18 protein-coding genes are annotated in these 22,265 nt (G+C 70.7%); 11 read left to right on the top strand and 7 right to left on the bottom strand.

Annotation, left to right across the window (positions count from 1 at the left end):
- Positions 1–88: 88 nt before the first annotated feature.
- The 3 genes from ABGB18_RS08450 to ABGB18_RS08460 all read left to right on the top strand — a co-directional run bounded on the left by ABGB18_RS08450 (position 89) and on the right by ABGB18_RS08460 (position 3,555).
- Positions 89–1,954 (top strand): CopD family protein, encoded by a 1,866-nt coding sequence (locus ABGB18_RS08450; RefSeq protein WP_347694809.1) that lies wholly within the window; start codon positions 89–91, stop codon positions 1,952–1,954.
- 16 nt (positions 1,955–1,970) lie between these two features.
- Positions 1,971–2,714: a hypothetical protein gene (locus tag ABGB18_RS08455; protein WP_347694810.1), complete on the top strand. Its 744-nt coding sequence runs from the start codon at positions 1,971–1,973 to the stop codon at positions 2,712–2,714.
- A 91-nt stretch (positions 2,715–2,805) separates the two neighbouring features.
- Complete coding sequence (locus tag ABGB18_RS08460) at positions 2,806–3,555, top strand: YcnI family protein (RefSeq protein WP_347694811.1); 750 nt, start codon at positions 2,806–2,808, stop codon at positions 3,553–3,555.
- A 128-nt stretch (positions 3,556–3,683) separates the two neighbouring features.
- Here ABGB18_RS08460 and ABGB18_RS08465 read toward each other — a convergent pair whose 3' ends face one another.
- Positions 3,684–9,716 carry an RHS repeat-associated core domain-containing protein gene (locus ABGB18_RS08465; RefSeq protein WP_347694812.1) on the bottom strand — a complete coding sequence of 2,011 codons (6,033 nt, stop codon included), beginning with the start codon at positions 9,714–9,716 and terminating at the stop codon, positions 3,684–3,686.
- Positions 9,717–10,406: 690 nt separating this feature from the next.
- Between ABGB18_RS08465 and ABGB18_RS08470 the strand changes: the two genes are divergently transcribed.
- A complete protein-coding gene (locus ABGB18_RS08470) occupies positions 10,407–11,798 on the top strand; it encodes an MFS transporter (RefSeq protein WP_347694813.1) in 1,392 nt (463 codons plus the stop codon).
- Complete coding sequence (locus tag ABGB18_RS08475) at positions 11,795–12,625, top strand: ChbG/HpnK family deacetylase (RefSeq protein ID WP_347694814.1); 831 nt, start codon at positions 11,795–11,797, stop codon at positions 12,623–12,625. Before ABGB18_RS08470 ends, ABGB18_RS08475 begins: the two co-directional genes overlap by 4 nt.
- 73 nt (positions 12,626–12,698) lie before the next feature.
- Here ABGB18_RS08475 and ABGB18_RS08480 read toward each other — a convergent pair whose 3' ends face one another.
- A complete protein-coding gene (locus ABGB18_RS08480; protein WP_347694815.1) occupies positions 12,699–13,424 on the bottom strand; it encodes a response regulator transcription factor in 726 nt (241 codons plus the stop codon).
- A gap of 235 nt (positions 13,425–13,659) precedes the next feature.
- On the opposite strand from ABGB18_RS08480, the gene ABGB18_RS08485 reads away from it, so the two are divergent.
- From ABGB18_RS08485 to ABGB18_RS08510, 6 genes are all read left to right on the top strand, one after another.
- Positions 13,660–14,358, top strand: a complete 699-nt coding sequence (locus ABGB18_RS08485) for a DUF6766 family protein (RefSeq protein WP_347694816.1) — start codon at positions 13,660–13,662, stop codon at positions 14,356–14,358.
- A gap of 112 nt (positions 14,359–14,470) precedes the next feature.
- Positions 14,471–15,298, top strand: coding sequence for a protein phosphatase 2C domain-containing protein (locus ABGB18_RS08490; RefSeq protein ID WP_347694817.1), 828 nt, complete (start codon positions 14,471–14,473; stop codon positions 15,296–15,298).
- 147 nt (positions 15,299–15,445) lie between these two features.
- The gene (locus ABGB18_RS08495) at positions 15,446–15,694 is read left to right on the top strand and encodes a DUF6220 domain-containing protein (RefSeq protein WP_347694818.1); all 249 of its coding nucleotides are present in this window, start codon (positions 15,446–15,448) and stop codon (positions 15,692–15,694) included.
- Positions 15,676–15,861, top strand: coding sequence for a hypothetical protein (locus ABGB18_RS08500; RefSeq protein ID WP_347694819.1), 186 nt, complete (start codon positions 15,676–15,678; stop codon positions 15,859–15,861). Before ABGB18_RS08495 ends, ABGB18_RS08500 begins: the two co-directional genes overlap by 19 nt.
- On the top strand, positions 15,858–16,688 hold the full coding sequence (locus ABGB18_RS08505) for a hypothetical protein (RefSeq protein WP_347694820.1): 831 nt from the start codon (positions 15,858–15,860) through the stop codon (positions 16,686–16,688). Before ABGB18_RS08500 ends, ABGB18_RS08505 begins: the two co-directional genes overlap by 4 nt.
- Positions 16,689–17,048: 360 nt before the next feature.
- On the top strand, positions 17,049–17,477 hold the full coding sequence (locus ABGB18_RS08510; RefSeq protein WP_347694821.1) for a hypothetical protein: 429 nt from the start codon (positions 17,049–17,051) through the stop codon (positions 17,475–17,477).
- A gap of 26 nt (positions 17,478–17,503) precedes the next feature.
- On the opposite strand, the gene ABGB18_RS08515 is transcribed toward ABGB18_RS08510, so the two are convergent.
- The 5 genes from ABGB18_RS08515 to ABGB18_RS08535 all read right to left on the bottom strand — a co-directional run bounded on the left by ABGB18_RS08515 (position 17,504) and on the right by ABGB18_RS08535 (position 22,249).
- Positions 17,504–18,577, bottom strand: a complete 1,074-nt coding sequence (locus ABGB18_RS08515; RefSeq protein ID WP_347694822.1) for a hypothetical protein — start codon at positions 18,575–18,577, stop codon at positions 17,504–17,506.
- Entirely contained in the window at positions 18,574–19,626 is a 1,053-nt protein-coding gene (locus ABGB18_RS08520) for an ABC transporter substrate-binding protein (protein ID WP_347694823.1), read from the bottom strand. The genes ABGB18_RS08515 and ABGB18_RS08520 overlap by 4 nt, the downstream gene beginning before the upstream one ends.
- Before the next feature lie 69 nt (positions 19,627–19,695).
- Positions 19,696–20,673 (bottom strand): ABC transporter ATP-binding protein, encoded by a 978-nt coding sequence (locus ABGB18_RS08525; protein WP_347694824.1) that lies wholly within the window; start codon positions 20,671–20,673, stop codon positions 19,696–19,698.
- Complete coding sequence (locus ABGB18_RS08530; protein ID WP_347694825.1) at positions 20,670–21,461, bottom strand: ABC transporter permease; 792 nt, start codon at positions 21,459–21,461, stop codon at positions 20,670–20,672. The genes ABGB18_RS08525 and ABGB18_RS08530 overlap by 4 nt, the downstream gene beginning before the upstream one ends.
- Positions 21,458–22,249: an ABC transporter permease gene (locus tag ABGB18_RS08535; RefSeq protein WP_347694826.1), complete on the bottom strand. Its 792-nt coding sequence runs from the start codon at positions 22,247–22,249 to the stop codon at positions 21,458–21,460. The genes ABGB18_RS08530 and ABGB18_RS08535 overlap by 4 nt, the downstream gene beginning before the upstream one ends.
- Between the last annotated feature and the right edge of the window lie 16 nt (positions 22,250–22,265).

Raw genomic sequence — 22,265 nt, forward strand, 5'->3', positions numbered from 1 at the left:
CCGCGCGCGGGCGGGGCCGGGTGATGAGCGGTAAGTGTCTCCCGGGCCGGGCCGGACGATGAGCGGTACGTATGTCCCGGGCCGGTCGATGAGCGGTACGCGCCTCGCGGTTCGCCGCCGGGCCCGGCCGGTGGCGCGGCTGGCGGTCATCGTGCTCCTCGTGGCCGGTGGCCTGGTCGCGGACCTCGTCACCGCCGCGGTCACGCGCCCGGCCTACGCGCACGCCTACCTGATCGAGAGCTCGCCGGTCGACACCCAGGTGCTGGGCCGGGCCCCGGCCGAGGTCAGGCTCCACTTCAACGAGTCGGTGAGCCTCGGCCGGCGGGCGATCCAACTGCTCGACGTGACCGGGAAGAGCCTGGCGATCGGCGCTCCGGGCTACGCGGAGGGCAAGGCCAACACGGCGCGGGCGAGCCTGCCCGCAGGGCTGGCCGAGGGAACGTACGTCGTCGCGTGGCGGGTCACGTCCGCGGACTCGCATGTGGTGTCGGGTGCGTTCAGCTTCAGCGTCGGCCGGCCGAGCTCGCTGGCCGTCACCGTGGATCAGGACACCGACCCCGCCGTCCCCGTCGTGGACGCGATCGGCCGTGCCCTGGCCTTTCTCGGCGTGGCCCTCGCGCTCGGCGGGGCGCTGTTCGTCGTCGTGCTCTGGCCCGCGGGCCGGGGCGACCGCCGCGGGCGGCGCATCGTGTGGTCCGGCCTGGCCGCGCTGACCGCCGGCACCGTCCTGGTGCTGCTCGTTCAGGGACCGTACGCCGAGGGCACGCCGCTCGCCGGGGTCTTCGACCCGGACCTGCTCGGCGCGACCCTGACCACCCGCCTGGGCCAGGCGCTGGTGGCACGGCTGGCGATCGTACTGGCCCTCGGCGTGGCCTTCTGGACCACCGCCCACCGCACCGCGCCGCCCACCGCGCCGCCCACCGCGCCGCCCACCGCGCCGCCCACCGCGCCGCCCACCGGCCCCTCCTCCGGGTCCTCCGCCAGGGGCGGGGCGGTCGGTGGCGGTCGCCGGGGTGTTCTGGTCGCGGGCGCGGTGGCCGGGGGTGTCGCGCTGGCGCTGACCTGGACACTGGCGGACCACGCGCAGACCGGCGAACAGACCTGGCTGGCGGTGCCGGCGACCAGCCTGCACCTGCTCGCCATGGCGCTGTGGCTGGGCGGCCTGATCACGCTCGTGGCCTGCGTGCTCATCCCGGCGGGGCGGCGGGATCCCGCCCGCGCCGTCTCCCTGGAGCCCGCGCTGCCGAGGTTCTCCCTGCTCGCGCAGATCTGCTTCGTGGTCATCGCGGTGACCGGTATCTACCTGGCCTGGCGGCAGGTCGGAACGTGGGGTGCCCTCGGCGGGACCGACTTCGGGCGGCTGCTGCTCGGCAAGCTCGCCGCCGTCCTCGCCGTACTGGCCCTGGCCGCCGGGGCACGGCGGTTCGTCCGGCGGCGCACCCGCGAGCCCAGCGGCTTCGACGCCGTCCCGTCCGCCGCGTTGCGCCGGCTGCGCCGCTCGGTCGCGGGCGAGGCCGTGCTCGGGATCGCCGTCGTGTCGATCACCGCCGTCCTGGTCAACACCGCCCCGGCCCGCACCAGCTACGCACCGCCGGTGGACAGCACGGTGCCCTTCCCCGCCGCCGCGGCGGCCGCGCAGGGCGCGGCCCCCGGCCTGCGGGGCGCCTCGGTCGAGGTGAGGATCGAGCCGGCCAGGCCGGGCCGCAACGTGGCCGACATCTACCTCAACGGGGGGAACGGCTTGCTGGTCGCCGTTCCCGAGATCTCCGGCGCGCTCGAGTCACGAGACGGTACGGTGCCGGCGCTGCCCGTCAAGGTGACCGGTGCCGAACCCGGCCACTACGTGGCGAACTCGATGTCCATCCCGTACCCGGGGGAGTGGGTGCTGCGGCTGGACATTCGCGTCACCGATTTCGATGAGGCACCCATTCGTGTCCCGTTCACGGCACGCTGAAAGGCTGATGACACACATGCGAGCTGCTGACCGCGGGGCGTCCCGATGGCTGGCCGCCGCCGGCGCGTTGGCGCTCGGCGTCCTGGCGGGCTGTTCCGGCACGGCCCCGCAACCGCAGGCCAAGCCGCCCTACACCGTGGACTCCGTCCGGGCCGGCCTCGTACGCCCCGCCGACCTGGGCGAGGGCGCGGTCGAGACCGAGGATTCCGACCACGGGTCCCACGTCATCTACACGCCGCCGAACAGCATCCCGACCTGCCCGTACGTCCAGCGCTCCGAGGACGTCAAGGTCGTCGTGCAGCCGGCGGTCGAGCCGGTGGGCGGGAACCCGACCGGCAGGTTCATCGTCGGCCCGCAGCGCGTGGGGCCGTCGTCGCTCCCGGTCGTCACGCAGGGCGCGGTGGTCTTCCAGAGCGACGCGCTCGCCGGCAACACGATGAGCGCCGTCACGACCGAGTCGGCCAAGTGCCCGGAGGCGTTCAGCGTGTTCGGCGGACCGCCGTCCGTCGTGGGAGAGTACAAGGTCGGCAGCCGGCCGATCGAGCTGAACGGATGGAAGGGGTTCGCCCAGCACCTCGTGCACACCTCGCCGCCGGAGGTGAACCCGGAGACCTACGACGATCTGGTCACCGTCGTGGTGCACAAGGCGAACGCCATCGTCTACGTCGGCTACGCGCAGATCAAGAAGGTGGGCCAGCGCGCCGACACCGACGAGAAGATCGAGACGTTGATGAGCACGACGCTGGCCCGCCTCGGCTAGCGCCCCGGCAGAGAAGAAGGTTCGAGGAACGTTGAGAGTCCTTTCTGCGAGAGGCGGAGCCGGCGCGGGGGCGCGGGCGCCGCGTCGCCTCGTGGGCGGTCTGGTGACCGTCGCGGTGGCGGCCTGCCTGGTGGGCGTCCTGCCGGGGGTGGCGTTCGCGCACGTGGTGGTGAGCCCGGGCACGGCCACGCAGGGCGGTTACGCCGCCTTGACGTTCCGCGTGCCCAACGAGCGCGACGACGCGGACACGACCGGGATCGAGCTCCAGTTTCCCGCCGACTCCGCGCTGGCCTCGGTGTCGGTCAAGCCGAACCCCCGGTTCACGTACGAGATCACGAAGACCAGGCCGGCCACGCCGGTCGAGGCGCACGGCGCGTCGGTCGGCGAGGTCGTCAGCAAGATCACCTGGACCGCGGCGGACCCGGAGGAAGCCATCAGACCAGGTGAGTACGACGAGTTCTCGGTGAGCGTCGGGCCGCTGCCCGAGACCGACCGGCTCGTGTTCAAGACCCTCCAGCACTACAGCGACGGCGAGGTGGTGCGCTGGATCCAGGATCCGGTCCCCGGCGCCGAGGAGCCGGAGCGGCCCGCGCCGGTGCTCAAGCTGCTGCCCAAGGGCAGCGACACCCAGGGAAGCGATGGCGCCCAGGGGAACGCGGCGGCTTCCTCGTCCACGGGTGACGCCCAGGCGGCGCTGGCCTCGGGCGCTGAGTCCATGAGTGGGAAGGGTGCGGGGGTCGCGTGGGCGGTGGGGCTGTCGGCGGCCGCACTGGCGATCTCCCTCGCGTGCGCCGCGACGCTGATCCTGCGCTGGCGCCGCGGCCGCGGAGCACGCCGATGAGATGAGGGAGGGGGCCGCGACGCGACCCCCTCCCGTTCGCCGCCGCCGGCCGCTACAGGCCCTCAGCGGAAGGTGCTATCTCCTCTCGATGGTGCGGCCGTCGTGGCCTGGAACAACCTCGGGCCGCGTCACTCAAACGGCTTCTTGAAGAAGCCCCGGATGAAACCGATGACGAACGCGCCCGGGCGTCCGATATCGCCCATCGCGTCGCCGTACTTCGGTATGAGCGGGAACGCCCTGCCGAGGGTGTCCGAGAACTTGTCCTGGTACTGCAGTCCGGTCTCGAACCCCTTGTTAATCCGAGGGTGCCGGATCGCGGACCGCTGGATGGCGCCCTGCCGGTAGCTGGAGCCTTGCGAGGTCGCCGGTGTACGCCGTGCCCTGGGCGGCGATTGCCGCTGGGCCGCCCGGTGACTGGTCGGCCGGGTGGCGGGCCGCTGCCGGGCCACGGGCCGGGCCCTGTTCGCGCGCCTGGTCACCGCCCTGGCCGCGGCCTGGGCCCGCCGCCTGTTCGCCGCGGCCCGGCGCGCGGCCTCCGCCGCCCGCCGCCTGGCCGCCGCGGCGGCGGCTCTCTGCCTGGCCTCCGCCGCCCTGCGCCGGGCTGCTTCCGCGGCGCGCCTTCTGGCTGCCTCGGCCGCTCTCCGCCGGGCTGCTTCCGCGGCGCGCCTTCTGGCCGCCTCGGCCGCCCTGCGCCGGGCTGCTTCCGCGGCGCGCCTTCTGGCCGCCTCGGCGGCTCTGCGCCTGGCCTCCTGGAGGGCCCGTCGCCGGGCCGCCGCGATCGCCGCCCGCCGGGCAGCGGCCTGCGCCGCCCGCCTGGCCGCTATGCGCAGTGCGACCCTGGCCGCGATGGCGACGACGAACCAGGCGAACTGCCCATCGGGGTCGCTCATGCTGACGGGGCTGTTGTTGGCATAGGCATAGGCGTTGAGCTGCTGCGGGTCCTCCTCGTCGATGATCGGATCGACCGAGATGAACCGGCCGTTCTTGGCGTCGTACTCACGGGCGCCGAGGTGGACGAGCCCGGTCGGGTCCTCCGTACCGCCGACGAATCCGCGTTGCCCCGGCCACCACGGTGGCGGCGAGCCCCGGTCCTCGCCGAACGGGGTCTGCCTGCGGATGGCCAAGTCTCCGGTGCCGGCGTTCACCGCGGCCTGCGCGGTGCCCTGGTGGTCGTTGGCCAGGAAGTAGAGCTGGTTGTCCGGTGTGCGCACCGCGATGGGCTCGCCACCGATGGTGTAGTAGCGGGTCTGCTCGACCTTGTCCTCGGCGAAGTCGAAACGCAGCTCCATGTCGTCGATGTAGAGGGTGGCGTCGGTCGGGGTCTTGCGGAGCAGCCGGTCGCCGTCGGCGTCGTAGAGGTACGACGTGGTCTTGCCGGCTTCGGTCACCGACTCCAGGTTGCCCTCGGCGTCCCAGACCAGGGTCTGGTCGGAGGTGCCGACCTTGCGGCGGGTGGTGTTGCCGGCCTCGTCGTACTGGAACAGGTCCGCGCCGACGGTCTGCAGCGCGTGCGGCTGCTTGCCGCCCGGCGCCGGGTAGGTGGAGGTGCGCACCTGCTCGGAGGCGCCGCCCCAGGCGTGCTTGGTCTCCTTGATCCGGTTGCCGGTGGAATCGTAGCCGTAGCTGACCGCGTACGGGGCCACGCCGCCGATCTTGTCGGACTGCGGTGAGCCGGAGGCGCAGTCGTCGGTGGCCGTCCACGCCGAGGACAGGCGGCGCAGGTGGTCATAGGTGAAGCACTGGGTGTCCTGGACGGCCTTGTCACTGATCTTGGTGATGTTGCCGATCGCGTCGTAGCCGTAGTTGAGGTCCAGGTCGCTGCGGGCGGCACCGGCCCGGTCCAGCCGCATGCCGGTCAGCCTGCGGGTGGCCTCGTCGTGGGTGTAGGTGAGCCAGGTCTTCTTGTTCCCCTCGCCCAGCTCGTACTGGAGGGTCTCGCCCATCTTGGAGTAACGGGTCGCGCTCACGTACGCCGACAGGCCGGTCACCTGGGTCGGCTGGCTGAGCACGTCGTAGCTGTAGACGACCGACTCCTCCGCCAGGCCGCCGACGGCCGGGAAGGTGACGGACTGGACCTGGTCGTCGAGCGTGTAGCGGGTGTTGAGCTGGTAGGAGCCGGCCAGCTTGGCCTCTCGCTCGGGGATGGTGATGGTCTGGCGCAGCGTGCGGTAGTCCTCGTCGATCTTGTTGATCTCGGCCTTGTACGCCTGCCCGCCCACATACCGGATGCTGGCGTTCATGTGGCCCTTGGCCAGCGCGTCGTGCTTCCACTCGGCCAGCAGCGGACCGGTCGCGGAGCCCTCGCGCATCTCCGTTTTGCGGCCCAGCTTGTCATAGCCGTACCACAGGGTCTTGCCGCGGGCGTCGGTGGTGGTGACGACCTCGTCGGCGTCGTTGTACGTGGTCTTCGTGACGCCCTTGTCCGGGTCCTCGGTCTCGATCTCCCGGCCACGCAGGTCGTAGTGGTGGCGCCACACGTTGCCCGCGGGGTCGGTCACCGTGGACAGCCGCCCGGCGGCGTCGTAGGTGTACTTCGTGGCCTCGTACTCGCCGGTAGGGCTGGCGCCCTTGTACTGGCGCAGCTCGATCAGGCGGTCGTCGGCGTCGCCGATGCGGGTGGTCGCGGTGCCTCCCGCGGGCGGCGTGATGTGGATCCGGTCACCCTCCTGCTTGGCGGTCACCCGGTGCTTCTCCACGCCCTTCGCCTTGAGGACCTCGGCGTTGACCTCGCCGACACCGTCGAAGAGCGACACGATCTGGTTGGGCACGTCGGCGTCGGCCACCGCCAGCAGGTCGGTGGAGGGGGTGCCGGTGGCGAAGTAGCCGGTGTTCTCCTTGTACTGCTCTCCCTGGGAGTTGTAGAAGGTGTCGGTGATCGTCCGGCCGTCACGCAGCGCCGGATCGGTGGCCTGGTCGTCGCGGGGCGCGGGCTCCTGGGTCTGCCGCTCGCGCATCAGGCCGTCGTACAGCTCGTGGCTGACGGTGTAGTTCCCGTCGGCGCCCAGCGTCTTCGTGGTGACGTAGCTGGGGCCGTCGGTGCGCATGGTGTAGACGTACTCGGTGCTCGGCGACTGGTTCGCCGCCTTGCTGCGGTCGGGCTGCCAGACCTTGACCAGGCGGCCGAGCGGGTCGTACTCCATGTCGACCCGGCGCTCGTTCGCGTCGATCTCGGCGACCGGCTCGCCCCAGGCCGGTTCGAGCAGCGTGCGCTCGACTTGGCCCAGCTCGTTGGTCTCGGTCGTCTCCCGCGCGGGAGCGCCCGTGGCCGGGAGGTAGGCGGTGACGGACTTGGTCTGCACCGGGTCCGTCTCGCTGGTCTGCCGGCCATAGACGTCATAGGTACGCGTGCTGCCCGTGATCGTCGTGCCGTCCGCCGAGACGAGCTCCTCGACCGCGGTCACGTCGCCCTTGGTCGGGGCCTGACCGTGCGCCTGGCCGTCGTACCGGACCTTCTCGTCGGAGATCACCTCGTCGGCGGCCAGCTTGGACACGGCGGTGGTGCAGGGTGCCGCGACCTTCTGGACCCGGCTGGGGTAGTCGAGCATCCAGGAGGTGTCGTTGAGGGCGTAGGTGTAGCGGGTGCACTGGTCGTCGTCGCCGCTGGCCAGGTCGCCCTGCTCCTCGACCTGCATGAGCAGGCCCTTGGTGTCGTACGTCCGGGCCTCGCCGGTCCGCCGCCACTTGCCGCCCGCCAGGGCGGTGCGGGTGACCATGGACTTGGGCTGCACGATGTACGCGGCCTTGGTGACACCGCCCTGCGTGGACTCGGCGGTCTTGAACGACCACGGCTCCTCGAGCGTGGCGTTCAGGATGGATCCGCCGTCGCCGTCGTGGAGGATCTCCTCGCGCTCGAAGCCGGCGTACTGGTCGAGGTCGTCCAGCTTGCCTCCCTCGGTGTCCACCACCTGCGCGCTGCGCTTGGAACCGTCGGCCTGCTTGTCCCCGTCCAGACCACGGAAATACCGGAACTCGGTCAGCGTGCGCTTGCCGTCCTGCCCGTCACCCTGACGAACGCGAACCCTGCCGAACCCACGGAAGTCCGACCACGTGCGGTGCTCGGGCTTGACCAGGATGTTGTCCGCGAAGCGCCAGCCGGCGCCGTCGAGATACTCGAAGTCGGTGACGACGTTCGGCGAGCCGGCCACCCGGTCCACCTCGACCGTCTGCTTGACCAGGTACTTGTGGAACCAGTCGGTGACCTCGGCCTCATCCGGCGGCGCCCAGCGCTGCGGGAAGCAGTTCCTGCTGTTCTTGTCGGCCGCGGGCACGTCACCCGGCTTGCAGTCGGCAGGCGAGTAGTTGATCCGCAGCTCGCCGCCGTTCTCATTGCCGATCGCCTGCACCCGCCACTTGACCAGCGGCGCGCGGCCTTCGTTCGTGTCGACCCGGTTCGGCAACTGGAGGCCGGTGAACGTGACGGGCGGAAGCGACAAGGTCCCGCCGACGAGGCCGGTCTGCTGGATCGAGGCCAGCCACAACGCCGGGCTCATCCCGTCACCCGAGGCCGGGAACTCCTGCTTCAGCGCCCACGAGTCCACCGGGTAGTACTGGCCGGAGGCGTTGAGCACCTGCGTGGTGACCTTGAACAGGCGCTTCCGGGAGAAGAACGTCGGCGTCAGCCGGTCGGTGCACTTCACCCCGGAATCACAGATCTGATCGAACGGGACATCCGGCCAATGATTGGCGGTGTCCTTCTTCAACTGCTCCGGCGCACAGGTGACCGTCCCGCTGGGCAGGCAGCGCTCGGCCACATCGAACGCCACCTGAGCGGCCGGCTTCTTGGTGAACAGCTCGTCCTTCAGGTAGCCGTAGTCGATCCGGCGCAGATAGGCACCCCGAATGTACTGGGTGCCCAGCTCCGGCTTGGAGTTACGGCCGTAGAAGTTCGTCTCCTGCTCGTACCAGTACGTCGTGGCGTTGCCGTGGGTGTCCACCGCATAGTCCAGGTTCCACCGATACGCCTGCTGGCACCAGGCATTGGCCGGCGTGCTGGAGTAACACGGCTCGCCGCTGTTGTTGCCGAACACCGGCACCGTCTGCACCGACTTGGTCTCCGTCTTGCCCGACGTCCATCCCGGCAACCGGTTCAACCCGAACGTGTACTGCGTCCCGTCGTCGGTAGTGACGACCCAGTACTCGCCGTTGTTGTCACCGTTCGCGGCGCCGGTGCGCGCCTCGATCCGGGTGCCGTCATCGCGCTTGGGCCGCCACTGCTTGGTGGTGGCGTTCCAGACCAGCTCGATCGCCGAGTCGCCCAGCGACATCGTGGCGTTGTCCTGGTCCCAGCACAGGTCCCCGGTCTTCTTGCCGTCGATCGAGCAGGACTTGTAGCGCCGCTCGATGTAACCACCCGGGTTCAGCTCGAACCCCTCACCCACCCAGGAGGGCTGGTTGTTGGTGGAAGCGGACCGGCCGTCCACGCTCTGCGAAGAGTAACCCAGCGACAGCTCCGGCGCGTCCCCGCCCAGCGCGGGCGGCGTACGCATCTCGTAGCCCCAGTTGAAGTCGCCGGACTGGGTGCCCACGCTCCAGTTCGCCGAGGGGGCCAGAGAGGTGGCCGCATGGTCGCCGGACGGGCCGGACGCGGCCGCGGTCAGCGCATACACGGCGCCGGTCTGGACCTCGGCGGTCACCGTGCCGTCCTTGGCGTTGTTCTCGCTCTTGATCGGCTCCGGCGCGGGACAGTCCGCGGCGCCGGTGAGCGCGCATTCCTCCAGCTTGACCATGCGCAACCGGGAACCGTAGTCACCGCCGTACGCGTGCCGGAAGCCGGAGTAGTCGACCTCCAGGCGGGTCTTGGCAGCGGACTTGGCCGCCACCGTGGCCCCCTGCCCGGGCGACACCCGCATCGCCAGGCCGAGCCGGTCGGTCTTCAGCAGCTCCACGCTCACCGGCTCGACCGCCGCCGCCTTGAGACCCTGCTGGGGAGCCAGCCGCACCGGGAACCCGGCCGCCAGCGTCTTGACCGAACCGCCCAGCTCGACCTTCTGCGGCTTGGGCCAGGTGACGGCCGGTGGCGCCTTCCACGCCTGCTTCGTGATCGGGTTCTCCAGCGGCGGCTTCACGGCGACCTTGCCGCCCGTGACCGGCTTCTCCCGCTGCACCGACGGTGCCTCGCGCGGCGCCGCGTAGGCCGGCATGGCGTAGGTCAGCTCCACCATCAGGAGGACCGACAGGACCGGGGCCAGCCTGCGCGGCCAGCGGGATTCGGGTTTCTGACCTTCGAGGCGGTTCCAGGAACTGTCCGGGCGAGCCGGCTCCTGGGCGGAGGGCGGTTGCAGGCTGTTCCATCGGGATTCGGGGAGATCTAACTCTTCGGGTAGATCCATGGACCTCTCCAAGGGGGTGCCGACTGGGACTCCTGGGGCGGCCTGCCGAACGATCCGTGTGGTGAGCGGCCGTTGTCCAGGGCTTGAGGGGACGTGTCGCGATCTTCGGTTGACGATCGGATCGTCCCGTCCGTCAATCCCTTGGTCCAGACTTTTGATCATTCTGCTCAAGATTTTTTTCAGGCCCGCCGCCCGCCTGGAGGTTTTCGCCTGCACGCTGCGCCTGCCGGTGGTCAGCCGGAGGCGCCGGTCAAGGTGAGGAACTCGCCGCGTGACCGCGCGTCGGTGCGCGGCAGCCCGAGGAGGGTCGAGGTCGTGGTAGTGGTGCCGATGGCCGGCGCGCCCCCCGGCGTATGCGGGCTGGCGGACGGCCGGAACGAGCGGTAGGTGGCCGACGGGCGCCACACTGGGACCGGACGGCAGCCGACGTCCGGTGCGGCACGACCCGCTTCACCCGCTGTTCGCCTGCGAGTGCGAAGGTGACGCCGCGCACAGCGACGCATCAGCAAGGAAGGTGATCGCGTGTCCCAGCCCGCCGTGGCCCCCGTCCTGGAGCGGACTCCCGCGTGGCGCTACGCCGCCGGGATGTTAGGCACATCCATCCCGATCAACATGATCAAGGGATCGATGATCCTCTTCTATGTCGACATTCTCGGCCTCGACGTGCGCGCCTACGGCGCGGTGATGGTGATCTACGCGGTCATCGACGCCCTCGACAACCCGCTGCTCGGCCACCTCTCCGACCGCACCCGCACCCGGTTCGGCCGGCGCCGGCCGTGGCTGCTCGTCGGCGCCCCGATGCTGGCGGCCTGCATGATCGCGTTCTTCTCCACGCCGACCTCGCTGGAGGGCATGGGCCTCGTGCTCTGGTTCGCGGTGTTCGCGATCCTCTGCGAGGCTTTCGACTCGATGCTCAACGCGAACTACGGCGCGCTGCTCCCCGAGCTCTACCCTCGGGAGCGCGACCGCGCCGTGGCCAACAGCCTGCGCCAGGGCTTCCAGCTCGTGGCGCTGGTGGTCTCGCTCGCCGTCACCCCGGTGCTCACGACGAGCGTGTTCGGCACCGAGGACTCCACCCAGGGCTTCCAGATCACGGCGATCATCTACGGCGTGATCGCGCTCGTCGTGATCGCGTTCATGGCGCTCAGCGCGCGTGAGCGACCCCGCTACTCCACGCGTGAGCGGTCGCTGCTGCTGCCCAGCGTGTGGTCGATCGTGCGCAACCCGTTGTTCTGGACGGTCGGGCTCACCGGCGCCTGCTACGGGATCGCCATGGCGCTCGTGCTCTCGGGCTTCCAGTTGTACGTCCGCTACTCGCTCGGCCTCGCGGTCGCGAACGCGCTCTACCTTCAGGGCATCGCGATCGTCGTCTCGGCGGCCGGTCTCGTGGTGTGGACGCGTGTCGTCGCGCGCCGTGGCGCCCTGTGGACCTGGCGGCTGGCCTTCGCGCTCCTCGCGGTCAGCTTCGCGGCACTGTTCCTCGCCACCGATCTCGGCACCGCGATCGCCGCGTCGGTGTTCGTCGGGGTGGGGTGGTCGGGAATGCTCGCGACGAACGACCTCATCGTCGCGCGGGTGCTGGACGCCGACGCGGCGCGCAACGGGCAGCACCGCGAAGGGCTGTTCCTGTCGGCGTTCGGGTTCTTCGGCCGGCTCAACGGGATCGTGACCGGGCTCGCGCTCACCTCGCTGGGGGTGTTCTTCGGCTACAACTCGGGGGACGATCCCGGCGCCGATCCCGGGCTGGCGTTCCGGGTGTATCTGAGCGCCTACCCGTTCGTGCTGACGGCGATCGGCGCGGTCGCGGCGCGGTTCATCACGGTCCCGGTCGAGACGCCGCCCGAGGCGGCCGGCCCGGTCGAGACGCCGTCCCCGGGGCCCGGGGACGAGTCGGCCGTGGAGCGTCCCCGATGACCCGCCGCGTCGTGATCACGGCCGACGACCTCGGCCGGGAGCCCGGGACGACGGAGGTCATCGCCGCCCTGCTGGCCGAGGGCCACGTCAGCGCGACGACGCTCATCTGCGTCTCGCCGATCGCCGAGCAGGCCGCGAACGAGGTGTGGAAGCTCGGCGTCGTACCGCGCCTGCACGTGACGCTCACGAGCGAGCGCGGGCTGCCGCGCTGGCGGCCGCTCGACGGCGCGGCCAGCCTCGTCGATCCGGACGGGACGCTCAGCGACGATCCCATGGCGCTCGGAGCCCGCGGCGAGTCCCAGGACGTCATGCGGGAGGCGGAGGCGCAACTGTCCTGGATGCGTGACCGGGGACCCGTCCCCGTGGCGGCCGACTCCCACGCCGGCACCCTCTACGGCCTGCACGGCAGGTCGTGGCTCGCCGAGACGCTCGAGTGGTGTGCCCGCCACGGCCTGGCCTTCCGGCTGCCCCGCGACCCGGAGCCGTACTTCGGCGGGCCGCTCCCGCCGCCGCTCGCGGCGGCGCACGAGCGCGCGGTCGCCCTCGCCGACGCCCTGGGCGTGGCCATCCCGCGGACGATCGCCACCAACCGGCGCGGCGCGCACGAGCTCGGCTCCTACGAGCGGCTGCGGGACGACTACCTCCGTCGGCTCGCGGCCCTCCCCGAGGGCACGAGCGAGCTGTTCCTGCATCCGTCGCGCGAGGACGCGGTCACGGGACCGGACGGCATCGTGCGAACGTGGGAGACGCGGCTGCTGCGCGACCCGGCGTGGCACCAGGCCCTGGAGAGCGAGGGGGTCGAGGTCGTCGGGGGCTGGTGGCCCTGACCCGGTGAGCTGACCGGCCCGGGGCCGGTCAGCTCACCGCACCCGCCGCCTCGTACGGCTGCGACCCGTGGCGCTACGTGGTGTCCGCGGGATCGTACGCCGGGCTCGGGACGAGTCCCTCCCGGATGGCCAGGAGCGCGGCCTGCGTGCGCGAGGACAGTTGGAGCTTGTTCAGCATGTTGCTCACGTGCGTCCGCGCCGTCCGTTCGCTGATCACCAGGCGGTCGGCGATCTCCTGGTTGGACAGCCCCAGCGCGACCAGGGTCAGGACCTGCCGTTCCCGTGTGGTGAGCGACGACAGCCCGACGTGTGGCGCGACCATGCGCCGTACGAGCTGGCGGGCCACCGCCGAGCCCAGGTGCACCTCACCCGCCACGGCGGCCCTGACCGCGAGCAGGACCTCCTCGGGCTCGGCGTCCTTGAGCAGGTAGCCCGCCGCCCCGGCGGACAGGGCGGCGTGCACGCGCTCCACTTCGCAGAAGCTCGACAGCACCACCACCTTGACCCGCGGGAACGTGCGCGCGATGGCATCGGTCGCGGCCACCCCGTCCAGGCGCGGCATCCGCAGGTCCATGAGCACCACGTCGGGCAGCGGCTCGCCGAGGGTCTCCCACTGCCGCAGCCTGGTCAGCGCCTGCTCACCGTCGGCCGCCTCGCCCACCACCGTCAGCGCGGGCACCGTGTCGACGTAGGCCAGCAGGCCACGCCGGACGATCGCGTGGTCGTCGACCACCATGATGCGGATGGGCGAGCTGTCGTCGATCATCGCCTCCCGTGACCGGCCCTGGCGATCCAGCACGACCGTACTACAGTGTGGCGCGCCTCACATAGCCGGCAATCCTGGCAGTACGTCCCGGGTGCGGCGGCTTGCGTTCATGGGTTGTCCGGGTTGATCGGTTCCAGGGGCTTGGCGGCGGGGCCGTGCAGGACGGACTCGGGCACTCCCGGAAGCGATGCCATAATCGACGCCCTTCCCCGGGGGTGAGGGCCGTACTGATCAGTATGTGCCGGTCAAGGGTGGGTAGCAGGTATTCATGAGAAGGCCGATCGTGGTCGGGATTGTGAAGTGGATCAAGGAGAACTCGCTCGCGCTGGCGTTCCTGATCATGTTCCTGCTGGCGGTGGGCGGGCAGGCCGTGGCGGGGATGCTGCAGTTCAACGACCAGCAGGTGGCCCAGGGGGCGGAGCCGGTTTCGTTCCTCCAGTACGTGGCGTCCTCGTCGTTCGCGGTGGACGTGGCGGAGAACTGGCAGTCGGAGTATCTGCAGTTCTTCCTGTTCATCATGCTCACCGTCTGGTTCGTCCAGCGGGGCTCGCCTGAGTCGAAGAAACCCGATGAGGCGGGCGCCGAGTCCGAGGAGCAGCAGCGGATCGGGCGGTATGCCGGTGACCGCTCGCCGGCCTGGGCCAAGGCTCGTGGGGCACGGCTGTGGCTGTTCAGCAACTCGCTGGGGCTGGTGATGGGTTTGATCTTCCTGCTGTCGTGGCTGGCCCAGTCGGTCGCGGGGCAGGCCGCCTACAACTCCGAGCGGCTCGGAGATCTCCGCGATCCGGTCTCGTGGTGGTCGTACGTCACCTCGCCCGAGTTCTGGAGCCGCAGCCTGCAGAACTGGCAGTCGGAGCTGCTGGCCGTGCTGTCGATGGTGGTGCTGTCGATCTACCTGCGCCAGCGCGGCTCACCGGAGTCCAAGCCGGTCGGCGCTCCGCACGCGGCCACGGGCGTGGAAGGCTGAGTCCCGCCGTTCCAGAGGTGCCACTTGACGCGCCCCCCGGCGGACAGGAGAACTGAGGCGACGCTGTCCCGTCCGACAGGGCGCCCTGCTCGCCCCCACCGAAGGAGCGCGCTTGTACCTCGCCACCCGGCCCGGCCGCGACGACAAACCCAACGAGGACCACGTGGCCGCCGCCGGCGGCACCGTCACGCGGGCCGTCCTGCTCGACGGCGCCGGGGGCCCGGCCGAGCTGCCGACCGGCTGCCACCACGGCACACCCTGGTACGTCACCCTGCTGGCCGGTGCGGCCATGACGCACATGCGCGACCCGATGGTCCCGTTGAACACCGCCCTGCTCCGGGCCATCGCCACGGTCGCCGGCGAGCACGGCGCCCACACCTGCGACCTCGACCATCCCGGTACGCCGTCCAGCACGGTGATCATGATCCGGCACACGGCCGGCACGCTCGAATACCTGGTGCTCGGCGACTCCACCTTCGTCGCCGACGTCAGCGGCGAGCTGGTCGTCATCACGGACAGGCGCATCGACCAGGTGGGCACCGATCTGTGGAAGGCCATGGCGGCCTTACCGACGGGGACGCCCGAGCACCAGGCCGCGCGCGTCCGGTTCGTCGAGCACCAGCGGCGCATGAGAAACAAGCCGGGCGGCTATCCCTGTGCCGGCGCCGTCCCCGAGGCCGCCCACGAGGCGCTGACCGGCATGTTGCCGGCGGCGCGGACGCGGCGGGTCGCGCTGCTCTCCGACGGGGCGACGCGGTTCGTGGAGTTCGGGCTCGGCTCGTGGACCGAGCTGCTCGACATCCTCGGGTCGGCCGCGCCCGGGCGGCTCTTCGACCAGGTACGGGAGGCCGAGACGCGGGACCCCGTGGGGGAGCGTTGGCCGCGCGCGAAGCGGCACGACGACATCGCGGCCGTCTACCTGGAAGGCACCGAGCTGTGACAGGTCCCCAGCCGGGGATGACGCTCCGGGCGCGACCGGTTACGATCGCCGACGTGGCCGGTCGTGGTCCTCGTACGCGTGATTACGTAGCCGGTGCCGTCCGTCGCCGGAAGCGGAGCAGGGCCGGCCGGCGTGACGATGAGCGGCATGAAAAGAGTCTTCACTGGCCTGGCGGCCCTGCTGATGCTCGCTGTCCTCGTACAGTTCTACCTGGCCGCCAGCGGCGCGTTCGACTCCGCACCCATCGAGGCGGCCTTCCAGCCGCATCGCACGCTCGGATTCTCGATCCTGGGCCTCGCGGTCCTGATCACGATCTTCGCCGCCGTCGCCCGGATGCCGGGACGGCTCATCGGGCTGTCGGGCCTGGTCGTCGGTTGGTGCTCGTCCAGTCGCTGATCCGGGAGGTCTCCAAGGCGTTCGGTGAGGGCTCGACCGTCGGGCATTTCATTTTCGGCCTGCACGCGATCAACGGGCTGCTCATCATGGGAGCGGCCGAGGAGGTTCTGCGGCGATCGCGGCAGAAGCCTCAGGAGCCCGTCGAAACCGGCCAGACGGTGTCATGACGACAGCCGCCTTGATCATCCTGGACCATGCCGTCGTGTTGCTGAGCGTCGTCGCCTGGTTCGCGGCAGGCGTCCCGATGCTGCGGCAGGCGCTGGCCGAGGCCAAGAACGACAAGTCGGTGCACAACGTGATGGTGTTCGCCCACCACCCGGTGGACGACCCCGCCGAGACCAAGTCCAGCCAGCTCGGCGACCGTGATGAGGTCGCTCTCGTCGAGAACCTGCTCACGGACTTCCGTGACGCCTCCGGCAAGGGCGCCGCGATGGTCGGATCCCACGCCCAGATCGCCGACGTGCACCGCGTCGAGGGCGTCCCGTACCTGGTGCTGCCGTCCTCGGGCAAGGACCCGTACGGCACGCCGGACCGCGGCGGCTTCACCGGCTGGGTGGACTGGTCGGTCGACCCGCGGCGCGGGGCGGACCAGCAGTGGATCGAGGCCGAGGTACGCGCCTTCGCGCAGTCCATCACCCTCGAGGCCCCGGACTCGATCGGGGTACGCGAGACGGCCCGGCTCTCGGGCAGCATCGTGCAGCCGCAGGGCGTGCCGGCGGGCACGCGGGTGGTGCCGCTGCGCTACCCGATGTCGGTCGGCTGGAGCGGCTCGGCCAACCTGGCGATCGGCAGCGGCAAGGCGGCCGCGGACGAGGCGCGCCGCAAGGGCAAGGCCGCGATCCTCGACCCGCGGACCCGGACGGTCACCGCGCTGAACCGCGGCACGGTGACCATCACGGTGACGAACAAGTCGATGCGCGCCTACACCGACGACAGCTCCCTCGCACCGATCACGACCTCGAAGACCATCCAGGTCGTACGCGGCGGAAGGTGACACCGGTACACGGCCCGCCCCCTGGGCGGCCTGACTGAGGGCGAGCACACGTGTGCTCGCCCTCAGCGCCTTCCCCGCGGCGACCTGGAGCGGGGCCGCCACCGGCCGCGGCGGGCGGCGGCCCGCGCCGCGGCCAGGGCGGTGGCGACCCCCCGGCTCGCCGGTCAGGCGAGAACGGGAACCTCTCTGCGGGCTTGGGCCGCCGTGGGGGATACCCTGGCGAGGGAAATGTCGGGAAAGTCCGCATCGGGGTGGGGCGGAGGGGTGCCGCACGCGGAAGCTGTCGCCTTCCGCCGGGCTCTTACGGCGACGGGGAGGGGGACATCAGTGCGCCGGATATCAGTTTTCGACGCAGTAACCATGATTGGGGGCCTGGTGCTCCTGGTGTTCGGGGCCCAGCAGGCGGGCCCGGCACTGGCGGCGGCCCGGGGTGACGGCCCGCACGGCACGTTCACCGCCGTCAACGCGCACTGCTACGAGCATCACCCCGGCAAGCTGGTATGCACCTGGACAGGCGACTTCCGGTCCGACGACGGCAAGGACCTCCGCAAGGGGATCACCCTGTACGACTCCGAGCAGGACTCGCTCACGGCCGGGCGCACGCTGCGCGCCTTCGACACCGGGCGCCCCGATCACGTCTACGGCGAGGACGGCTCCAGGGAGTGGGTCACCGTCGCCCTCCTCGTCCTGCTGGGTACGGGGCTGGTGGCCCGGCCGCTGCTGCCGACCCGCCGCCGCTCCCGCCGGCCCGCCCGGCGACCCGTACCGAGCGGCGAGGCGGTCGCGTGATCGGCCGCCGGGGCTGAGCGCTCGGGTCACCCCAGGTTCGCAAGCTCCGTCTCGAAGCGCGCGCGGAGCGCGGCCTTCTCAGGTTCCGGCAGCCAGCACGCGTCCACCCCGGCCAGCGCCATCGCCCGCAGCCGCTCATCCGGTACGGCGAGCTGCTCGGAGAGGATCCGATACTCGTCCGCCAGCGACGTCGGGAACATCCCCGGGTCGTCGGAAGCGGGGATGACGTTGAGCCCGGCCTCCAGCATCGCCGCGATCGACGCCCGCCGCCACGGCCGCCACGATCGCCGCGAGGTGGTCGAGATGACGGTGAACGGGATCTGCTCGTCCCGGACCCGGGCGACGACCTCGTCGTCCTGGAGCACGAAGTAGCCGTGGTCGATCCGGTCGCACCCGAGCACGTCCAGGCAGGTGATCGTGTTGCCGGCGACGGGCGCGTGCTCCGAGGAGTGCGCCGTACGGCGGAGCCCGGCCTCACCCGCCAGCCGGAAGGCGGCCTCGAACCGCTCGGGCGGCCCGGCGGTCTCCAGGTTGTCCAGCCCGATCCCGGCCACGTAGTCGTGCGGGTTGTCCACCACCGTGCGTACCCACGAGAGCGCGTCCTCGCCCGACCCGCTCCGGTCGATGGCCGCGATGAGCCTGCCCGACATGCCGAAGTCGCGTTCGGCCATCCTGACGCCCTCGGCGTACGCCTCGACGACCGTGGCGTAGCCGAGCTTCTCCTGATGGTCGGTCAGCGTGTCGAAGGAGACCTCGAGATGCCTGGTCGCGCTGGTCCGGTGGGCGGCCTCGAACGCCTCGTAGGTGATCCTGGTGAGATCGTCGGCGTCGCGCAGGACCTGGAGAACCCACGAGGACACCTGGAACAGCGAGTAGGAGACCTCGGGCTCGTCCGCGCTCCTGCCCTGCGGAACCGGGATCCGGGTGTTCAGGTAGAGCGCCGGGTCCGGCGGGAGCGAGTTCACGCTCTCGTAGATCCGCTCGGGCGTGTCGGGCAGGTCGAGCCGCTCCCGCCTGGCCAGCTCGGCGAAGGTCGCGGCCCGTACGGTGCCGATGAGGTGGCAGTGCAGGTCGACCTTGGGCATCAGGGCGAGGTTCACTTGCCGGCCACCTCGCGGGTGAAGCGGTCGACCCACGTGTCGCGGGTGCCGACGAGCTGGGCGGGGTCGAGCGTCTTGAACCCGGCGGCCACGGGGTCCTTCGCCGCCTCGCCCGTCACCTTGGCGATGTCGGCCGGGATCTCGGCCTTCGGGTTCGTGGGCAGGTCACCGACGATCTTCGCGGTGGCGCTCTGCGCCTCGGCCGACAGCATGTAGTCGATGAACTTCGCCGCGCCCTGCGGGTTGCGCGCGCCCTTGGGGATCATCGCCCGGTTGGTGGCCATGTAGCGGCCCTCGGCGGGAGCCGTCCAGGCGATCGGCTCGCCCGAGGTGACCAGCTGGGTGGCGAAGCCGCTCAGCGCGTCGGCGGCGACGATCTCGCCCTGGGTCAGCAGGTTCGTGACCTCGGTCGTGGAGGTGTAGAACTGCAGGACGTTCGGCGCCCAGCCGGCCAGGGTCTTCAGGGAGGTGTCGATGTCGTACGGGCCCTTGCCGTACGCCTCACCCACCCCCGAGATCATGAGTTGTCCGGCGGTCACCGAAATGTCGGGGAGCGCGACCTTCCCCTTGTTCGCCGCGTTCGCGAACAGCCCCCAGTCGGCGGCCTGCTCCTGGCTGAGCTTGGTGGTGTTGTAGATGACCCCGTTGAGCTGGTGCGTGTACGCCGGCCCGTCATAGGCACCCTCGGTCGCGAACGGCGCGAGCTGCTTCATGTTGGGCACGTCGACCTTCTGGAAGAGACCTTCCTTCTGCCCGAGCGCGGCGAAGTAGTCGGAGATCAGCACCACGTCCGCCTCCGGCTCGCCCTTGGCGAGCTTCAGCTTCGACAGGCGATCGGCGTTGGAGCCGGTGTCCAGCTCGACCTTGATCCCCGTCTTCTTGGTGAACGGGGTGACGACCGCCTGCTCGAACTCCTTCACCCCGAAGGGAAAGGTGCTGACGACGACGGTCTGCTGGTCGGCCTGCTGCTCCCCGGAGCCCGAGCCGGAACATCCGGCTGCGGCGAGTACTGTCAGGGCAGCGGCCAGTACGGCACGGCGCGTGGGCATGGGTTCCTTCTTTCAGGGGCTTGCGGCGACTTCAGCGAGCTTCGGCGGGCTTCACGGGCTTCACGGGCTTCAGCGGGGGAGGGGGACCAGATGGTCGTCCGGCGTGATCACCGTGACGCTCGATCCGGGGGTCAGGGTGGTGCCGCCGCGCACGTCGGCGAGCAGCCTGACGGTCGCGCCCGACGGATCGACCACGTCGAGCGAGACCAGCAGGTCGACGCCGCGGAAGGCCACGTCGACCACCTTGGCGTCCAGGCCGTGACCCTCCTCGGCGACGCGCAGATGCTCGGGCCGGATGGTCAGCGGGGTGCCGTCGGCGGCGGTGAGGCAGTTCTCGTAGCCGAGGAACTCCGCGACGAAGCGGTCGGCCGGATGGGGGAAGATCTGCTGGGGAGTGCCCTGCTGCACGATCCTGCCCTCGTTCATGATGACCATCTCGTCGGACATCTCCAGCGCCTCGTCCTGGTCATGGGTGACGAGGATGACGGTCAGCCTGGTCTCGGTCTGGATGCGCCGGATCTCGGCCCGCATCTGGACACGCAGGCGGGCATCGAGGTTGGACAGCGGCTCGTCGAGCAGCAGGAGCTTGGGCCTGATCGCGATCGCCCTGGCCAGGGCCACCCGCTGCTGCTGCCCGCCGGAGAGCTTCTTCGGCTTGCGGTCGGCCAGGTGCGCGAGCCCGACGAGCTCCAGCGTCTCCATCACCCGCGACCGCCTTTCCGCGGGCGGCACCTTGCGCAGCTTGAGCCCGTAACCGACGTTGTCGGCCACCGTCATGTGCGGGAACAGCGCGTACGACTGGAAGACCATTCCCAGATCCCGCTTCTCCGGCGGCGTGCGCGTGCTGTCGACGCCGTCGATGCGGATCGTCCCCGACGTCGGCGTCTGGTAGCCCGCGATCATCCTGAGCGTGGTGGTCTTGCCGCAGCCGCTCGGGCCCAGCAACGTCGTCAGCTTCCCCGACGGCACGGCGAGGTCGATCCCGTCGACGGCGGTGAAGGCGCCGAACCTCTGGGTGACTCCGATCAACTCGGCGGCGGCGGTCATTGGTTGATCCCTCCGAAGATCTTGGCGAATCCGACCGTGCGCTCGGCGATCATCGCGATGACCACGGTGGCGGCCAGGACGAGGGTGGAGGCGGCGGCGACCATCGGGTCATAAGACTGCTGCACGTAGTCGAGCATCGTCACCGGCAGCGTCCGGAAGTCGCGTCCCTGCAGCAGCAGCGACAGCGGCACGTTGTTGAAGGACGTGACCACGCTGAGCAAACCGGCGGAGAAGATCCCCGGACGCAGGATGGGCAACGTCACGTTGAGGAACGCGCGCAGCGGCGAGGCGCCGAGCCCCCGGGCGGCCTCCTCCAGCGCGGGGTCGGCCAGCGCGAGCGAGGCGCCGGTCACGCGCACCGCGTACGGAAGTAACAGCGCCGTGTGCCCGACCAGCAGGGTGCTGAAGTTGTCCAGGTCCAGACCGACCATCAACTGCTGGAACAGCGCGAGGCCGACGACCAGCTCGGGGACGATGAGCGGCGACAGGAACAGCCCCTCGACCAGGCCCTTGCCGGGGAGCTTGCCGCGGTGGACGGCGAGCGTGACCGGCACACCGATCAGCAGCGCGAGCGCGGTGGCGAGCACGGCGAGCTCCAGGCTGGAGATCGCGGCCTCGACGAACGGCTCGTAGCCGAGTGCCTCGCCGAACCAGCGCAGCGAGATCCCCTCGGGCGGGAACCTCAGGACGCTGCCCGCCGTGAAGGCGGTGGCGACCACGAAGATGATCGGCACGATCATGATGACGTAGCCGATGACCGCGAGCGCCGCCGTGATCGGCCGCTTCATGAGGTGGCCCCCTTCCGCCCGATCAGCGAGGACAGCCCGGAGACCAGGAAGACCAGGACCGTCATGATGAGCGCGGTCGCCGAGGCGGAGGCCCAGTCGATCGTGGTGCTCGCGTAGGTGAAGAGCTGCGTGGAGAGCATCCGCTGGCTGGACCCGCCGAGCAGGTAGGGCGTGGTGTAGGCGGTGACGGATCCCGCGAAGACCAGGGTGGCGGCCACCACGATGCCCGGCATGGTCAGCGGGATGACGACGTTCCACATCGTACGGATCCTGCTCGCGCCGAGCCCGCGCGAGGCGTCGTCCAGGCCGGGATCGACCTGGGCGACGGCCGAGTAGCAGGAGATGATCGCCATCGGCAGGAAGAGCTGGGTGAGGCCGAGGACGATCGCGAGCTTGGTGTAGAGCAGTTGCGGCGCCACCTCCACGATGCCGAGCCGGACGAGCGACTGGCCGAGCGCCCCCTTGGAGCCGAGGATCACCAGCCAGCCGAACGTCCGTACCACGTTGCTCAGCATCAACGGGAAGATCGCCACCGCCAGGAAGACCCCACTCCAGCGTGACGTCGAGCGGGCGAGCCAGTAGGCGATGGGAAAGCCGAGGACGACGCAGATGACCGTGACGGCCAGGGCAGGCCCGACCGTGCGCCCGATCACCTCCAGGTCGTAGGGGTCCTTGAGCATCTCGCCCAGGCGCGCGAAGATCTCGCTGGTCGATACGTCCGGCGGCGCGAAGAGCATCGCGGCGGAGGGGATGAGGAAGCCTGCGAGGAGAAGGACGAGACCAGGCACCAGTAGAAGGGCCGAT

The organism is Nonomuraea sp. B12E4, from assembly GCF_039871825.1.
Taxonomy (GTDB): domain Bacteria; phylum Actinomycetota; class Actinomycetes; order Streptosporangiales; family Streptosporangiaceae; genus Nonomuraea.

Excerpts from the sequence above, each read along its gene's own strand:
- ABGB18_RS08450 (WP_347694809.1), top strand. The coding sequence starts at position 89 with ATGAGCGGTACGCGCCTCGCGGTTCGCCGCCGGGCCCGGCCGGTGGCG.
- ABGB18_RS08455 (WP_347694810.1), top strand. The coding sequence starts at position 1,971 with ATGCGAGCTGCTGACCGCGGGGCGTCCCGATGGCTGGCCGCCGCCGGC.
- ABGB18_RS08465 (WP_347694812.1), bottom strand. The coding sequence starts at position 9,716 with ATGGTGGAGCTGACCTACGCCATGCCGGCCTACGCGGCGCCGCGCGAG.
- ABGB18_RS08475 (WP_347694814.1), top strand. The coding sequence starts at position 11,795 with ATGACCCGCCGCGTCGTGATCACGGCCGACGACCTCGGCCGGGAGCCC.
- ABGB18_RS08485 (WP_347694816.1), top strand. The coding sequence starts at position 13,660 with ATGAGAAGGCCGATCGTGGTCGGGATTGTGAAGTGGATCAAGGAGAAC.
- ABGB18_RS08495 (WP_347694818.1), top strand. The coding sequence starts at position 15,446 with ATGAAAAGAGTCTTCACTGGCCTGGCGGCCCTGCTGATGCTCGCTGTC.
- ABGB18_RS08505 (WP_347694820.1), top strand. The coding sequence starts at position 15,858 with ATGACGACAGCCGCCTTGATCATCCTGGACCATGCCGTCGTGTTGCTG.
- ABGB18_RS08510 (WP_347694821.1), top strand. The coding sequence starts at position 17,049 with ATGATTGGGGGCCTGGTGCTCCTGGTGTTCGGGGCCCAGCAGGCGGGC.
- ABGB18_RS08520 (WP_347694823.1), bottom strand. The coding sequence starts at position 19,626 with ATGCCCACGCGCCGTGCCGTACTGGCCGCTGCCCTGACAGTACTCGCC.
- ABGB18_RS08525 (WP_347694824.1), bottom strand. The coding sequence starts at position 20,673 with ATGACCGCCGCCGCCGAGTTGATCGGAGTCACCCAGAGGTTCGGCGCC.
- ABGB18_RS08530 (WP_347694825.1), bottom strand. The coding sequence starts at position 21,461 with ATGAAGCGGCCGATCACGGCGGCGCTCGCGGTCATCGGCTACGTCATC.